The sequence below is a fragment of the Mycolicibacterium setense genome (assembly GCF_000805385.1).
GTDB lineage: Bacteria > Actinomycetota > Actinomycetes > Mycobacteriales > Mycobacteriaceae > Mycobacterium > Mycobacterium setense.
The window spans coordinates 830,746-847,108 of sequence record NZ_JTJW01000010.1 but is presented as its reverse complement, the minus strand read 5'-3'; the positions used below and the strand labels follow the sequence as shown (position 1 = coordinate 847,108).

Below are 16,363 nucleotides of genomic sequence, written 5' to 3'. Positions count from 1 at the left end.
CACTCTTCTCAGACAGTCGCAAGTAGGGCGCGCAGCGCGGCGGTCGTTGCATTGATGTCGAACTTCCGCTCGACCAGATCGCGTCCGGCGCGGGCGTAGTCCTCGAGTGCGGGACCCGACGAGATCAGCTGTTCCAATGCATCACGCAGGCTCTGCACGTCAGCCGGCTTCGCCAACAGGCCGGTCTGCTCAGGTATCACCAATTCAGGGATGCCGGACAAGCTCGTCGATACGGTTGGTATCCCGCTGGCCAGCGACTCCATGAGAGCGACCGGGAGGCCTTCCATCTGACCGTCGCTGGCAACGACGCTGGGCAGTACGAACAGGTTCGCCTCGGCCAAAGCCTGCTTGACGACCGTCTCGGACTGGCCGCCGTGGAATCGAACCCGCGACCCGAGGCCGAGTTCGTTTGCCATGGTCTGCAATTCGTCGCGTAGCGGTCCATTGCCGATCAGGTCCACCTCGATCCGGTCGACGCCAGGGCCGCCGAGCGCCAGTGCACGCAATAGCACTGCGTGGCCTTTGTACTCCTGCAACGACGCGACACACAGGGCGCGAACCGGACCGTGGCCGGGAATCTTTCTGGGATGGAAAGGATATGACGCGGTGTTGATTCCGGCGTGGATCACATGTATTGGAGTTGAGGTCCAGCGCTCCAACAGTCGACGGTTGTATTCCGATATCGTGACGATGAATTCTGCGCCGTCCAGTTTGCGGCCGAGCATCGACTGGTCCACGTATAGGTCGTGCGCGTGAATGGTGACACTGTAGGTCACGCCGGCCAATCGTGCGCAGACCCACGCGGCCAATGCGGGGTACGTGGCGTAATGGGCGTGAATGTGCCGGGTGTTACCCAGAGGGTGTAGATCACGGGCATGTGCGGCGGCGATCGGAATTGTGGCCAACGCACGGGTCAGCAGGCCGGGTTTGGCACCGTATCCGCGCACCACGTCGGCCAGGATCGACAAAGTGATCAGTGGGTGCCGAATCGACGCCCAGAAGAATCCGGCCGCACTGGCACCGATGCTTGGCCGTACCAACTTTTCCATCCATGGCCGGGCGATGTCATGAACTTGCGGATCCGGCGACGGAAACAGTGACCGCAGCCCTAGCTGACGCCCATCAGCAGACAGGGCATCGAGTTCCCTGACGATGAACGTCTCCGACGTGACCGGAAAGCGGGAAACCAGGTAGTCGATCTGTTTGTCGCTCAACGCTTGCTCTCGATTAGTTCGCGGTAGAGGTCCTGCAGTCGGTGGGCCCATGCGGTCGCCGAGAACTCGCTGTGCGCACGATCGATGGCCGGCGGTCCCAGCGCGCTTCGAAGCTGGGTGTCATCCAGCAACCGCGTCACGGTGTCGGCCAAAGCGGCGGAGTTGTTGGGTTCGAACAGCAGTCCGGTGGAACCGTCGACGATGATGTCAGGGATACCGCCGATCCGTGACGCCGCGATGGCCTTGCCCGACGCCGACGCCTCGATCAAGACGGTCGGCAGGTTCTCACCGTAGATCGACGGCAGCAATGTGACGTCGGCGGCCCGGTACACCTCTGGCATGTCGGAGCGGATCCCGGCAAAGATCACCGAGTCGGTCAAGCCCGACTCACTGACCAGCCTGCGGTATTCGGCCTCTTCCTCGCCGCCTCCGACCAGCGACAGGATGGCATCCGGGTGCTTCTGCAATACCAACGGCCAGGCCTTGATGGCTACCGGTATGCCTTTGAAGTCGCGGAAGGCGGCCGGCAGAACGACCAACGGCCCAGGCCCACCACCGAGTTCGCTACGCACCGCCGGATCTGGTTCGCCAGGGTGGAAGTTGCTGACGTCGATTCCGTTGTGCAGCACGTCCCAGTTGGGTGCGACGCGGCCCCGGCGATGAACCTGCGCCCATGACACCCGGCTGGCCTCGGACACGAACAACACCCGGTCCCCCTGCGTCGCGGCGATGGTGGCGACGTGTTCGCGCCAGTATTCGAGTCCGGGCCACCGCTCGGTTACATGGTGGAACGTGCAGACTACGGGACGGCCGGTGAGTTTCGCTGCCGGAACCGCGAAGCTGGCCGACATCTCCAGGTGTGTATGTACCAGATCGTAACCACCGCTGCGGATCTCGCGGGCCAGTCGGGGAACGCCGGTGGGGTCCAGAAGTCGGGTGATCCCGAGCGAGCGTGGGTGAACGCCGGCCTCGGCGAGAATTCTCATGGTCTTCTCGGAGTTCACCGATGGGCTGTCCAGACCGACGAATTCCATGTCGACATCGGTGTCGCGCATGGCGACCGCCAATGGTGCCAACAGTGTTTCGGCGCCACCCATCCGAAACCCGTCAATCAGGGTGAGCACCCGAATCGGCTTCATTTGAGAACCCTCAACTTCTTCCAAGGTATGTCCGTCATCCCGTCATAGTCCCATCGCACCCCGGCGTCACTGTAGGTTGAGCCGACGGTTCCCGGGGCCGCCGTGTTGTCCCGTTCGAAGCTGATGCTCAAGGGTGATCCGCTGACATCGGTGACGTATCCGCCATAGCGCTGAAGCGCTTCGGCCATGAAGTGCTCGGCCGGTGCGAGCCCCAAGGAATCGATGTCCAAATCTGGGTCCAGCTGTATCCGCGCGCCTTCGGGAATGCAGTCGGGTCTCGTCGATCGACCGTCCGTCTTGAGGGCAGGCGGCCGAAACACGTTGGCACACACGTTATTGCTTTCGATGGCGAGCGCATGCGGGATCGAGCCCTGTGCGATCTCTGCTACCCGAACGACACCGGCCAGTCGGGATGCGCCCGAACCTGTGGCGGCGCCGCCCCAGCCAGAACCATCGAGGTCATTCACGGCGGCAAATTCAGTTGTCCAATAGTGCTTCTGACGTTTGGCGCGCCAGAATTCGTAGATTTTCCGGTTCTCGGGGTCGATCACCACCATTGAGCCGTCGGAGCCGTACTGCGGCCGCGCGTCGTCGGGTATGGGCACGCGGTGCCCATTGAACGGGCAGTGGCCCCACGTGGTGATAAGGCACGGCACCGAGTAGCGGGGGGTATCCGCGCTCGCGGTGTAGATCGGGATGCCGAATTCGATGGTCGACACATATGCGCTGTTATCCCAGCCCACGGCACCGATCATTGCCGCGCTATTCGGGTCGACTTCGGCGTCGGGTGGGATCGGTGTCCGAAAAGGGCTGTTCTCGGCAAACGGCTGGGGTAGGGCAGGCAGTTGAGGAGCGGTAGTCAGCGGGGGGAGCGAGGATGCTGGTGGCTGCACGAATGCATGCGGGGAGGTGTCCGTGGCACTCTTCGTGACGGTGACGACCGCAGCCGACGCAGCGAGCGCGACGATGGCGATCTTCCAGGCGATCATGGTTCACTTCCGTGGACTGACACGTGGGCAGGCAGCCGTCACTGCATCGCTGATCGAGGCCGCTGCAATGCTCCAAGACCGTTGTACCGCAGCCTGTCCCGCCTCCCCGAGACTTGCGGCCAGCTCTGGATCCTGCAGCAGTCGAAGCATCGCGTCGGCAAGCTTCGGGGCGTCGTTCGGCGGTACGAGCAGCCCGGTGACGCCGTCTTCGATAGCGGTAGGTAGATCGCCGACCGTGGTGCCGATGACCGGACGGCCGAATGTGTAGGCCAGGTGCGCCACGCCGCTGGCGCTGGCGCGGATATACGGCGTGACCACGACTCGGGCGGATTCGATGAGGCCGGGGACCTCGTCCATTGCGCAGTAGCCCGGTCGGGCGTCCACTCCGTTGGCGGCGGCCCGGGCAAGCAGATCCGTGGCATCAACGTCGGCACTGACCGCGCCTGCGACGATCAGGCGTGCGGTCGGCATCTCGGCTTTGACCAAGCCGAATGCGTCGATCAACACATCGATGCCCTTGTAGGTGGTCCATGTGCCGAAGAAAAGTGCGACGGGCTCAGTTTGGGCGACGGGTGCAGGTGCGCGGCCGTGGCGCATGGCTCCGGAGTCACCATGCGGGATGATGACGACCTCGCCGTTCGGTTGCCAGTGGTCTAGGACGATCTGCCGGGTTTGCGGCCCCAACACGAACGCGACATCCATCTGCCGCCACGCAGCGGCGAATGAGGCCTGTAGCAGGTGCCCTTCCTTGGGCTTGCTGGTATCCGTGGCATCGGAACGAGGGAGCGGTTCGTGGGCGATGATGCCGAAAACTGTGTGTGGCAACAACTTAGCGATGGCGACAACGAACCACGGCTCAAAGGTGAAGCGCCACTGCGAGAACAGAACAGCGCGTGGAGGTCGACGGCGTAACTGAAAGGCCAGCACCAGCCAGGCCAGCACCAACTGGCCGGCGCGCCAACCGCGGCGCAGCAGATACCAGAGATAGCCGTGGTCAGGGTTGTCGTTGGGATGCCACGTGGGCAGCGCGGAGCGGATCGTGAACCCAGCTTCGGCGGACGTTATTTCGGGTTCGGGCCCGGTCCACAACTCAACCTCGTCGCCGTGCCGCGCCAGAGCGCCGCCGAGTTGGGCGGCGAACTGGAAGAGGCCGCCCGACGGTGAGAACTCAATCAGGACTGTGCGATTGTCCGTCATGTCCCGGCCTCGACGGGTTCCGGTGAGGTTGCGCGTGCGGGCGACCAGAATCGGGTAGCAAGTCGGAGTGCCAGTAGGCGGGTAAGCACCATCGTGACCAAACCCCAACCGCCCGCGTACAGCAGCGCTGACTTGGACCGCACAGAGGTGCGTTCCAGTTCCACCCCGGTAATGGCCTCGACGGTGTACTGCATTGGACCAATGTTGTCATTAATCCGGGTGCGTGACACCGCTAATGCGTTGGCCAGACGCCTTTTGGCGCTCTCGGAGTCGGACGCGATGACCGAGAACGTAGCGATACCGCGGATCGAATCGGAGTCGATATCCGCGGGTGCGTCGTTGTTGTACATGACTTCGACCATGGTCGGCAGGAATGCCTCTCGCGCACGGACATTCATCGCGTAGGAAGCCCAGCCGTCGAGTGGGCCGACCGGCATCATGATGACCTTCTGGCTGGCCCGCACCGCGGGGGTACTTGCCATCAACATGCTTCCCACAGCAACTGCGACGCCCGTAGCGACAGTCACTGCCCACACTGCAGTGGTCCGCATCATGCTGCGGATCACCTCCGGTCGCACGGGTTCGGGTGGTCCGAGGGCGCAGGCCAGGGCGAGCACGATGGCGAACGACCGGAAATAGGCCAAGTGCAGAAATACGCTCGCCGCCGACCAGGTGATGATGCCCGTGAGCGTTGCGGCGGCCAATGCGCGATCGACTGACTTGGCATCGGCGGCTATTCGCAGCGCCACGATCGTCAGGCAGCCGCCGACCATGATCCCCCAGGTCAGAAGCCCTGTCATCCCAGTCTCGGCGAGGAGCTGTGCGTAGAGATTGTGCGGCGCGACGAGTCCCTCGTTGACTGCCGTCTTGACCCGGTCGGTGTAGTACGGCACCTCGGCGCCGAATGCCCCTGGGCCAAAACCGAAGGCGGGCCGGTGTCGAAACATCTGCCAGGCCATCTCCTGCGATGCCTCGCGGCCCAGGACCGATGGGTCGATGTCGTAGCTGCGCTGACCACCAGACCCACCGAGCACGTCATTGACCAGCGCCACCATCCGGTCGCCGATACCTGGGATAGCAAACGCCACCAGCACGGCAGGTGGGACCAGTGCCAGCTTCTTCGGTTGTCCGGATGCGATGAACCACACCACCGCAGCGATCCCGGCCGACAACTGTGTCCCGCGGGACTGCGTCAGATAGGCGCCGATCAATATGGCCACACCGGCCAACAACCAGACCAGCGCCTGTCGCTGCTGCGCCGCGCGGCGGGCGCGGTAGGCCAGGGCCCAGGCCATCGCGAGGCCCATCACCAGTACCCGGCCCCAAAAATTCGAGTCGTTGTAGGGCCCGCTGTACCGCTGAGTGGTGATCAACTCACCCTGGGCGGCGGAAATCTGTGCCAGCCCGCCGAAAGTCTGGACCCCACCCGTCAGATAGCTGGCCAAAGTCAAGAGTGAAAGGACAGCCAGGGTGGCAGCCACAGCCCCTGCGACTGCCCATGGGCGCCCGGTGATCTGGGTGAACATAAGGATGATGAACAGGTACACCAGGTCGACCGAGGAGCGGTACATCACGCTCGACGAGGCGGCGAGGTCGACGGATCCGACCATCGCGATCGCCTGCCCGGCGACGTAGATGCCGATCAGGACGACGCCGGCCACCGTCCAGCGGTTGAGCCGGGCCCGGGCTGCGGGGTCGCGCAGCGTCAAGCCCAAGGCGATGGTGGCAAGGGCCACGCCGGCTTTGAGCAGCGGTGCCGAGGTGTACGCGCTGGCGACCTCCGACAGGTTGGCAATTTCGACGACCACCATGACAACGAGGACGCCGACGATCCATCTGTTGGAGCGCGTCATCTCGGGCATGGCTATTGTTTGCTTCGGTGCGAGGCGTTGCTTCCACGCGAGCGAAACCAGGTGACGCCGATCCCGACCGCAGCGCCGAACATCAACCCGCCCAGCGCACCGGCCAGGATCAGCTGGCTCCGTGGTGTCGCCATCGCGTACCCATCACTGGGGGGTGAGACCACCCGGACTTGGAATGGAGCCGACACCGCGGCGACTTCAGGTGTGGCCTTGGCGAGAAGATCTGCCACGGCGGCCTGTGCGGCATGGGCCGACGGTGCGTCGGCCGAGATTAACACCATCGTGGTGTCAGGTACGGCGCCGGCCGTCAGAATGAGGCTCGCTTCATCGACTTCGGAGGCCAGTGCAGCGCTGGAGGCCCAGCGAGGATCAGAGAAAACTGCTGCCGCGGTGCGTGAAACCTGTCCTTGGGTCAGTACTTCCCAGTAGGCCGACGCGTCCGCGGTCGTCAGGTTGGGTCCGGGGACCAGGGCAACCTGCGCCGTCGCGCGATAGGTGGTCGACACCGGGAAAAGGAATCCGGCGACAGCACCCACGACGAGGCCGATGACCGCACAGGCCACGACGACTGGGTTCCGCCATAGGCGCGTCGGGCTACTCATGTTCGCCATCTTGCCGCCAATCGACTGGCGACCGGCCGCGCCAACTGCGGCGCGGTGACGCACAGCGCCGCTGCGTAGATCGCCATCCCCAGCGGAATCAGGAGCGCGAGTTGGGCCGGTGCCGGCCAGTGGGCAACGAGCGGACCGATACCAAACAGGATGGCAGCCATGGGGATTGCTGCTGCCACAGGCCGCCCGATCACGGAGAAAATCTGCTTCCAACGTAGTGGAATGATCCGACGGACCACAGTCATCCGGATGGCGAAATGAACCAGCTCCACACTGAGTAGGGCAACGGCAACCAGCGTCGCGCTATGTCCCGCAGCCCACCAGATGGGTCCGACCAGCAGCACGAGTTTGGCGGCATTGATGGCGGTGAGCAGCCCCGGGCGGCCCGCCGCCTTGAACACGTCGCCGGCGTGGTACGAAGCGGAGTAGACCGCGGTGTACAACGCCAGCACCACCAAGATGTTCTTGGCGTCGTCGTATTGCGTGCCGTACAGGGTGTGCAACAGGGGACCGGCGACCACCGCCAGACCGACGCCGGCCGGCACGGTCAGCGCCAGGACGATGCCCAGTGCCTTCTGGTACTGCGAGGACATGGCCCCGCGGTCGTGCTGCAGCCGGGACATTGCACTGAACAACACGTCGCTGATGACGCTGCACAGATTGAGCACCACGAGCTCGGGCACCCGGTATGCCAAGGTGTACAGGCCGAGTTCGGTGGTGCCGAGCCGGGTCCCGACGGCCAGATAGTCGACGTTGTAGATCGCGTAGGCGAGCAAGGTTACGCCCGTGACGGGGATCCCGAACCGCAACAGCGCCTTGGCTTCGTCCAGTTGGAACCGCGGCCACATGAAGGTCGGAGCGACCCACCAGTACAGGATTGCGGTGATCAGTACGCCGACCAGTTGGCCGTAGACCAGACTCCACACCCCGTGGCCGGTTGCGGCGAGCCAGATCGTCAGCGCAGTCTTGACCATCGCGCCGACGAACTCCGGCAACAGCCGGCGTTGGAAGTTCAGGTCACGGCGCAGCCAGGACAACGGCACGACGCTGAAGGCCGAGATCATCAACGCTATTGCCAGGACCCGGATGAGCGGCGCGAGGTCCGGATGGTGCAGCAGCCTGGCGGCGATGCCGGCCGTGGCCGCCAGTACTGCTCCGGCGATCACCCCGAATCCGATGGAGAGGGTCAATCCGGTTGGGGCGATGCGATTCCAGGGCCGGTGACTTTGGATCAGCGACTCCGCGACGCCGAGGTCCTTGACGTAATCGAACAAGTTGACCAGTAACAAAGCCAGGGCGAAGATGCCGAATTCGGCTGGGGTGAGCAGACGGGCGACCACGACAGTCATCAAGAGCGTCGAACTCTTGCTTATGGCGAAGACGGAGTAGTTCCAGATCGTCTGCTTGCCGAGGTTTGGCGCTTTGACCGGCGGAGGATTTTGGAGTGTTCGACCTGGATTCTCGATCGGCGGCTCAGCGGGATCGATCGGCGTCATCTAGACCGCATCTTCCCCGGTTTCGGTGCGTGCGCCTGCATGTCCGCTACCGAGATGCGGTTCGGTGAAGAATTGTGTCTCACCGCCGAATCGCTCCTGTCGACTTTGCTGAAATTGTATTGACGCGCGTGTTTGGCCAGTGACGGCTTGCTACTGACGTGCGGGGACAGTGTATGCCAGCGGCGCTGAGCGCAGCGGAAAACCGAGGTGTCAGTACGCGATCGTGGGTTCAATTGTGATGCAATTGCGGCCTGAGATAGGGCGGGCGACTGAATAAATCGAGGCAGGTGTGCGGTGTCCGTGACACTCGTGAGCGCGGTTGATCCATATCCCACCGACGCCGGCAAGAAGGTGGTGCTGGCCGGCTTTCTGGAGTACTTCCGCGAACGGCTGGGTCCGGAAGATGTGCATTATCTGCTGGTCGGTGGTCGGCCTCAGCCGGAGTTCCCGGTCATGTTGCACCCGCTGCCGAAGCCTGGTCGGAAAGCGACGCTGACCGCGGTGGCTGGGCGCATACCGACCGGGCGGGCATCCCTGCAGGAATCCTTGCTGTACTCGCCGGAAGTCGGACGGGCGGTGCACACGGTGTTGGAGCGGATCGGCCCGGATCTGGAGATCTACGACACCATTCGGATGGCGCAATACGCTGACCAGGCACATGCCGATCGGCAGCTGTGCTACCTCGATGATCTGTTCTCCGAGCGTTATACCGCCATGCTCGACGCGGCGGATCGCTACCCCGATGTGACCATGCGGCCGCTGGGCAATTTCGCCGAACACGTGCCCAGGATGTTGCGGCCCCTAGCCGACGCCAAGCTTCCACAACGGGCACTCCTCCGCGTGGAGGCGGCCCTGGTCCGGCGTAGCGAGGACCGTGCGGCATTGCGATTCCGGCGGAACCTGTTGGTGAACGCTGGGGAGGCCGCCAGGTTGACTGCCCGGGTCGCTGACCGGGGATCGGCCGATGTGATGGCGGTACCTCCTTTGGTCGAGCCGCCGCCGTTCCGCCGCCGTCAGTACGGCGGAGCCCCTGATTTCGTCTTTGTCGGACTGTTGTCGTTGCCGCACAACGAGGATGGTGTGCGGTCGTTCCTGACCGACGTGTGGCCGCTGGTGCTGACCCGGATGCCGAACGCCCGGCTGCGCGTCATCGGGCGGCACTGCGGCCCCGAGTTGGCCGAGGTGGTGGCGCGGTTTGGTGGTTCGGTGAGCTTGGAGGGTTATGTCGACGACCTCACGGAGGTGCTGAGTTCAGCAGCCGGGCTGATCAACCACCTGCGATTCGGTTCGGGGATCAAGCTGAAAGTTATCGAGGCGCTGGGCCGAGGGCTACCTGTGGTCTCGACGACCGTAGGAGCCGATGGATTTGCCGCTGGTGGTGAGCACGGGGTGTTCATCGCCGACCAGCCTGCACAATTTGTCGAGGCGATGGGTGAGTTGACTGATCCCGGACGCAACCGTGAGATATCCGACGGTGCCCGTGGGCAATTCGATGCCACATTCGCGAAGGACGCCGTGTTCAGTTGTTATGACAAGGCTTTCATGCTGCGTTGAACACGGTGGTCATCGCTGGGTCACGACGTCCTGCACTTGCCTGACGACGGCGCTCAACGCCACGATGGCCTGTGAGAGTTCTTGGCGCTCAGGTTCGGTTACCGAGTCGTAGTAGACGAATCCATCGTTCCAGTGGTGACTGTCCAGCACGCCTTCGACTTTGGCGAACGCCTGGTCGATCTGGACGCCGAAATCGGGACGCCGTTCATCCACGATCGGGCGAACTGAGCCGACTGCGATGCGGGATCCGTCGAGGTTGGCCTGGAAGTCCCACAGGTCGGTGTGGCTGAAGACATCCTCTTGGCCTGTGATCGCGCTCGCGGCCATTTCATCGAGCACGCGTTGCGCTCCGCTGATGAACTCGGCGGGGCCGATCGACCACTTCGGGTCCTTGACGGCGGCGTCGAGTTCCTTGACGTCGGCCACCAACTGGTCGGCGATCGCGTTGGTATCCGGCGGCGGCTTGCTCATCCACAGGTTTTTCTCCAGGCGGTGGAAGCCGGTCCATTTCTCGCCTGGGCGCAAATCCGCTTCGCGTAGGTCGATGCGCCGGTCCAGATCGTTGGGGAACGATTCGGAGACCGGCTCGATGCGCTCGTAATAGGCGCGGGCCTTTGAGTACAGCGGCTGGGCGCCTTCGACATCACCCTTCTTGATCGTGCCGACGAATGCCTCGGTGGCGGTGATCAGTTCGCTCGTCTGGTTGGTGACGTATTTCTTGTAGCCAACGGCGGTCGCCTCGAGCTTGCTCTGGGTAGGTGTGACTGCCGTGCCCGTGACAGTGAAGTTGGCACGGATCCCGTCGCCGACCATGGCGGGTCTGCACGCGGTGTAGTACTTGCCCGGCTCGGGCAGCTGCACGATCAGCTTGCGCTGCAAGCCGGGGGCGATGTTCTCTACTGCGCCCATCACTCGGTCACCGGCGGCGTAGACGTAGAACTCGGTGACCAGGGTGCCGTTGTTGGTGACGACAAACGTGGTCGCACCGGTGCTTGCGGTTGTCCTCGACAATTGGCAGAAGTCGTCTGAGGCGGCCACCGTGATCTCGTCGGTTGCAGGCGTGCCGTCGTCGAAAGTTTGCTTGGGGGCGCACCCGGAAAGGGAGTTTGCGGTGAGACCGGCCAGTATGAGGGCGGTGGTCAGGCCGGCCTTCGCGTGGTGGGCACCGTGTCGCATCTGATCGACTTTTCCAGCACCATCGCGGAATAGCCAAGCCAACAGCAGAATTGCAACATTCGAAGGTCCGACGGCCTGTTATGCCCGCCGGTATAGTCCGATTTCGGTTGGGCTCAAGGCTTGGACATCCGAAAGCAGGTCGAACAGCGTGCACCCGGTCAGGTCTGTTTCGTCAACGAATGCACATCGGTTCCTCGCACGTGCGCTGATGTCGGCAATGCTGGTGATCGTGCCGGCGGTATCCGCCGCACCGGCCTACGCGGAGCCCGTGGATGTTCCCCCACCGCCGGAACAGCCGAGCCTCACCCTGCCCGGACCTGAGCTCGGAATGAAATCCGAAATCTTCGTCGCCCCCGAAAACCCAGAGAATCTTTCGGTGCCGGTACCGGCTGGACTGACGGCTGTGCGGTTGCGCGGCACTATCAAGGCGCCCGTGAATTTCGATGCAGGCACCCTCGACATCAGCGACGACGGCGGCAAGCTGCTCGCGGCAATCGATTTGCCGCCCGGAGCATCCAGTAGGCCCACAACACCGCTCGATGTGGATATTTCGGCGGCACGCCGAGGTTCGCCGATCGGGCTGACCTTCGCTCTACGGCCACGGTTCGACCCGCAGATGTACACCAATTCCTATTGCTGGCCCCGACAGCAGCTGGTGCTCAGCGATCTCTCGATGGTGTTCACGGGCTCAGAATCACCGGCGACGACGATCGCAGACTTCTTCCCGCCGGTCCTTCAGCGAGCCACGATCTACACACCGGTCGACGCCAACACCGATGAACAACAAGCGGTGCTGACACTGGTGTCCACGCTGGCTCGGCTGTACAGCAATCAGCCGACGGTCATCACGGTGGTCACCCAGCCCCGTGGAGCGGTGCCGCCACCGGCCGGCGAACTGACGCGCGCAGTGCTCGTCGAGAAGGGTGACAAGCCCGGCCTTCAAGTCGAAAACCCTGGTGCGCCGGATGCTTTCCTACGCGTCTCAGGTCAAGGTGCTGCGCTGTCCACCCAGCTGTCGCTGCTTGTCAACAAGCTTCAGCGATTGGCGCAGGTGGACACCGTCCGAGTGGACCAAGCGGGTTCGTCCGAGCCTGGCCCGCGCGGTGACACGATGACGTTCGGCGAGTTGAACATGACCGGCAGCACCGATGTCATTCGGAGTGCAACTATGTCGGTCGGTGTCGGCCGGGCATCGCTCGGGTCGGGTCGCTTCGACGCCGTGCAGGTGCATCTGCTCGCCGACTACGCGCCTGTGGCCAGAGACGACGCGGCAGCTGTGGTGATCCGCTCCGGCGGAGTGGTGGTCTATCGAGCTGCGCTCGACGATACCGGTCGGCTCGATGCGACATTCGATCTGGACAGCAAGAAGATCGGCCAGTACATCACCCTTGACATGGCCCTCACGTACACCCCACGCGAAGCGTGCGGGCTGCTCATTCCGCTTACTTTCGAAGTGAATCCGCAATCGACGCTGACGGTGCACCGCGGTGGGCAACCTCTCGACGGGTTCAGCGCCATACCGTCGGAGTTCAGCCCCAAATTCATGGTGGCGATGGACGGGAGCGCCCCTAACCAACTCGCTACCGCAGCTCGGTTGGTAGTTTCGATCGCGCGTTTCGCCAGCACGCCGGTGATGCCACAGGTGGTCGATCTCAATACCGCTGCCGGTGCGAGCATCGGAGCGCTGATCCTGGCGAATTCCGCGGCGTTGAAACCGACTTCGCTCAAGCCGCCCATCGGTGGTGACGGCACGGCCATCGATGTCGAGCTGCCCACTGTGCTTCGAGCGAGCATCAAGGGTGGCCTGGGATCGATCCAAGCCTTCGCTGATCGGCCTCGCGACCGTTCCGTCCTACTCGTTACGACCACGGGCCCTTGGACGCTGGTCGACCCGGTTTTCAGTTACCTCGACGGGTTCGGCGGTGACTTCTCCAAGCTCACCGGAGATGTCCTCGCCGCCGGTGTGGGAGGTGACCCGGTGAATCTGGCGGTCGGAGCGACTGACAACCCGGCGGACGCCGCTCAAACGTCGGCGCAGTCCCATTCGCGCCGACTTCTTGTGGGCGCTGCAGTGGCCGTCGTCGCTGCTCTCGGGGCCGCTGCGTCGGCTATGTGGTCGCGGAGGCGTCGCACCACCGGAGGTGCGGCCGACTAAGTGGGCGTCTCGCGCGAACCGTCGATCTCGTGGGCAATCGTGTGCAGCAGCGGTCCGTCGAGTTGGGACGCCAGATCGCGCAGGACCGGGCCGTATTCGGGATGGGCTAAAGCAAATGCGAACTGCGCCACCAGATAGTCGGACGGGTTGCCTGTATCGCACCAATGTCCCTGGATCACCTGGCCGTAGACGGCATGGTCCTTGGCGTAGGCATTGATGGCGTCGGTCAGGTAGATCTCGCCGGTGCGGTGCTCATACCAGCGTTTCGTCTGCTCAGCCAGTTCGTCGATGACGCCCGGGGTAATGACGTAGCCACCGATCGCGGCGTAGTCCGATGGAGCCTCGTTCGGTTGCGGTTTCTCGACGATTCCGGTGATCCGTAGCAGCCCGCCGTCCAAATCTTCCTTGATGACCGGCACTCCATACCGGCGTGAATCCTCTGGGGCCATCGGCATCAGAGCCAATACCGGGCTCGACGTCTGTTCGTAGGCCCGGATCAGTTGCTGCGCACGGGGCACCTCGGCGACGAACACGTCGTCCGGCCACAACACCAGGATCGGCTCGTCACCGAAAGAGCGTGAGGCATTGAGCACCGGGGTGCCGTTGCCGTACGGGCCGTGCTGATGGAGATAGGTGATGTGGCCGTGGGCGGAGAGCTCGCCGACCTCCTCGACCGCGTCGGCGTACGCGTCCTTGCCGTCCTTGCGCAGCTGCTCGACCAGCTGGGTGTTTGGGCGAAAGTGCTCCTCTATCAAGGTCTTTCCACCAGACACCACGATCGTGATGTCGGTGATGCCGGAGTTGACCAGCTCGCGCACCGTGTGCTCGATGACCGGCTTGTCGCCGACTGGCAGCATCTCCTTGGGGATGGCCTTGGTCAGCGGCAGGAGGCGCGAACCGATACCGGCCGCAGGGATGACGGCCTTGCGAATGGTCTGCCGTGCCATGCGTGCCTCCTCAGATTTAGAAGGTTCCCAGGTGGTCTATCACAGATGCGATTCAGGTGAGGGCAATGGCATACCCCAACTTCCACCAAAAGCGATCTGCTCCAGCGGTAGCCGCTCCCGGGGCCGGCTGTCGCGTTCGGCGATGGCCTCGTCCGCAGGTTCGCCCAACGTCCCCACCGCGACCACCGCGAGTGGCCGCACGCCCTCCGGGATGCCGAACGCTGCCCGGGCCCCGTCGACATCGAAGCCGGCCATCGGATGGACGACGAGTCCGCGGGACACCGCCTCGACGGTCAGCTGAGCGATCGCCGCCCCCGCGTCGACCGCCGCGTAGAGAGCAGTGCGTTCATCTTCTCCCTCGTCCGTACACACCAGGACCAGCGCCGACGCCGCGTTCGCGTAGCTGTTGCCGCGTTTGAGCAGGCCGGCCAGTGTGGTGAAGGTCTCGCCGCGCACGTGAGGAGCAGATTCGGCACCGTGTCTGGTGCCGACGACGAACCGCACGGGCTGGCGGTGGCCCCAGCTGGCGGCCCACCGCGCCGCTTCCAGCAGCGCGGTGAGCTGGTCAGCGGTAATGGCGGCCTCGGGGTCGAACGCCCGGGGGCTCCAGCGGGCCGCGAGATCGGGATGGATCGGCACACTGGTGGCGGCCGGCCGGGAGTCAGGCACGTCAGCCAAGCTACCGGCGGAGAAAATCGCGTGCGCGTCTCCCTTATCCTGTTTGGGACTCATTCCCAGCGTTCTGAAGGGTTAGACAGTGGCGCTCGTCGTACAGAAGTACGGCGGATCCTCGGTATCGGATGCCGATCGGATCCGTCGCGTGGCCGAGCGCATCGTCGAGACGAAGAAGGCCGGCAACGATGTTGTCGTCGTGGTCTCTGCGATGGGCGACACCACCGACGACCTGCTTGACCTGGCCCGTCAGGTCTCCCCGGCCCCGCCGGCGCGCGAGATGGACATGCTGCTCACCGCGGGCGAGCGCATCTCCAACGCCCTGGTCGCGATGGCCATCGAGTCCCTCGGTGCACAGGCCCGCTCGTTCACGGGATCGCAGGCCGGCATCGTCACCACCGGCACCCACGGCAACGCCAAGATCATCGACGTCACCCCCGGCCGCCTGCGCGACGCGCTGGACGATGGCGTCATCGTGCTGGTCGCCGGTTTCCAGGGCGTCAGCCAGGACAGCAAGGACGTCACCACCATGGGCCGCGGGGGCTCCGACACCACCGCCGTCGCGCTGGCCGCCGCACTCAAGGCCGACGTCTGCGAGATCTATACCGACGTCGACGGCATCTTCACCGCCGACCCGCGCATCGTGCCCAACGCCCGCCACCTCCACACGGTCTCCTTCGAGGAGATGCTCGAGATGGCCGCGTGCGGCGCCAAGGTGCTGATGCTGCGTTGCGTCGAATACGCCCGCCGGTACAACGTGCCGATTCACGTTCGTTCGTCGTACACGGACAAGCCCGGCACCATCGTCAAAGGATCGATCGAGGACATCGCCATGGAAGACGCCCTGCTGACCGGAGTAGCCCACGACCGTGGGGAGGCCAAGGTCACCGTCGTCGGTCTGCCCGACGTACCGGGCTATGCCGCCCAGGTGTTCCGCGCGGTCGCCGATGCCGACGTGAACATCGACATGGTGCTGCAGAACATCTCGAAGGTGGAGGACGGCAGGACCGACATCACCTTCACCTGCCCGATGGACAACGGCCCGACGGCCGTGGAGAAGCTGACCGCGCTCAAGGACGAGATCGGGTTCAGCCAGGTGCTGTATGACGATCACATCGGCAAGGTGTCGCTGGTCGGCGCGGGCATGCGGTCGCACCCGGGTGTCACTGCGAAGTTCTGTGAGGCGCTGGCCGAGGTCGGCGTGAACATCGACCTGATCTCGACCTCCGAGATCCGGATTTCGGTTCTGGTGAAGGACACCGAGCTGGACACCGCTGTGCGCGCGCTGCACGAGGCCTTCGACCTCGGCGGCGAAGACGAGGCCGTGGTCTACGGCGGAACGGGGCGCTGA

13 protein-coding genes are annotated in these 16,363 nt (G+C 64.0%); 3 read left to right on the top strand and 10 right to left on the bottom strand.

Annotation, left to right across the window (positions count from 1 at the left end; translation table 11 throughout):
* Positions 1-8: 8 nt before the first annotated feature.
* Genes QQ25_RS29135 through QQ25_RS29105 form a run of 7 tightly spaced genes read right to left on the bottom strand, consistent with a single transcriptional unit; the run spans position 9 to position 8,508 of the window.
* A complete protein-coding gene (locus tag QQ25_RS29135) occupies positions 9-1,214 on the bottom strand; it encodes a glycosyltransferase (protein WP_039382527.1) in 1,206 nt (401 codons plus the stop codon).
* Positions 1,211-2,353, bottom strand: a complete 1,143-nt coding sequence (locus QQ25_RS29130; protein WP_039382526.1) for a glycosyltransferase — start codon at positions 2,351-2,353, stop codon at positions 1,211-1,213. The genes QQ25_RS29135 and QQ25_RS29130 overlap by 4 nt, the downstream gene beginning before the upstream one ends.
* Positions 2,350-3,342, bottom strand: coding sequence for a hypothetical protein (locus tag QQ25_RS29125; RefSeq protein ID WP_082017723.1), 993 nt, complete (start codon positions 3,340-3,342; stop codon positions 2,350-2,352). The genes QQ25_RS29130 and QQ25_RS29125 overlap by 4 nt, the downstream gene beginning before the upstream one ends.
* Before the next feature lie 3 nt (positions 3,343-3,345).
* Complete coding sequence (locus QQ25_RS29120; protein WP_039382524.1) at positions 3,346-4,539, bottom strand: glycosyltransferase family 4 protein; 1,194 nt, start codon at positions 4,537-4,539, stop codon at positions 3,346-3,348.
* Positions 4,536-6,401, bottom strand: a complete 1,866-nt coding sequence (locus tag QQ25_RS29115) for an O-antigen ligase family protein (RefSeq protein WP_052236139.1) — start codon at positions 6,399-6,401, stop codon at positions 4,536-4,538. The genes QQ25_RS29120 and QQ25_RS29115 overlap by 4 nt, the downstream gene beginning before the upstream one ends.
* A gap of 2 nt (positions 6,402-6,403) precedes the next feature.
* Complete coding sequence (locus tag QQ25_RS29110; RefSeq protein ID WP_131546253.1) at positions 6,404-7,003, bottom strand: YveK family protein; 600 nt, start codon at positions 7,001-7,003, stop codon at positions 6,404-6,406.
* Positions 7,000-8,508 carry a lipopolysaccharide biosynthesis protein gene (locus tag QQ25_RS29105; protein ID WP_039382521.1) on the bottom strand — a complete coding sequence of 503 codons (1,509 nt, stop codon included), beginning with the start codon at positions 8,506-8,508 and terminating at the stop codon, positions 7,000-7,002. Before QQ25_RS29105 ends, QQ25_RS29110 begins: the two co-directional genes overlap by 4 nt.
* A 300-nt stretch (positions 8,509-8,808) precedes the next feature.
* Between QQ25_RS29105 and QQ25_RS29100 the strand changes: the two genes are divergently transcribed.
* Positions 8,809-10,062: a glycosyltransferase family 4 protein gene (locus QQ25_RS29100; protein WP_234711998.1), complete on the top strand. Its 1,254-nt coding sequence runs from the start codon at positions 8,809-8,811 to the stop codon at positions 10,060-10,062.
* Between the two features lie 9 nt (positions 10,063-10,071).
* Here the strand turns inward: QQ25_RS29100 and efeO are convergent, their stop codons facing one another.
* Complete coding sequence (gene efeO / locus QQ25_RS29095) at positions 10,072-11,238, bottom strand: iron uptake system protein EfeO (RefSeq protein ID WP_052236136.1); 1,167 nt, start codon at positions 11,236-11,238, stop codon at positions 10,072-10,074.
* A gap of 208 nt (positions 11,239-11,446) precedes the next feature.
* On the opposite strand from efeO, the gene QQ25_RS29090 reads away from it, so the two are divergent.
* Positions 11,447-13,393 (top strand): hypothetical protein, encoded by a 1,947-nt coding sequence (locus tag QQ25_RS29090; RefSeq protein WP_234711997.1) that lies wholly within the window; start codon positions 11,447-11,449, stop codon positions 13,391-13,393.
* Here QQ25_RS29090 and QQ25_RS29085 read toward each other — a convergent pair.
* Both QQ25_RS29085 and QQ25_RS29080 read right to left on the bottom strand, forming a co-directional pair.
* On the bottom strand, positions 13,390-14,340 hold the full coding sequence (locus QQ25_RS29085; protein WP_039382516.1) for a UTP--glucose-1-phosphate uridylyltransferase: 951 nt from the start codon (positions 14,338-14,340) through the stop codon (positions 13,390-13,392). The two genes, QQ25_RS29090 and QQ25_RS29085, sit on opposite strands and share 4 nt — an antisense overlap.
* A 39-nt stretch (positions 14,341-14,379) precedes the next feature.
* Entirely contained in the window at positions 14,380-15,018 is a 639-nt protein-coding gene (locus QQ25_RS29080; protein WP_039382797.1) for a nitroreductase family protein, read from the bottom strand.
* A 79-nt stretch (positions 15,019-15,097) separates the two neighbouring features.
* Here QQ25_RS29080 and QQ25_RS29075 point away from each other — a divergent pair, with 79 nt between their 5' ends.
* The gene (locus QQ25_RS29075; RefSeq protein ID WP_039325966.1) at positions 15,098-16,363 is read left to right on the top strand and encodes an aspartate kinase; all 1,266 of its coding nucleotides are present in this window, start codon (positions 15,098-15,100) and stop codon (positions 16,361-16,363) included.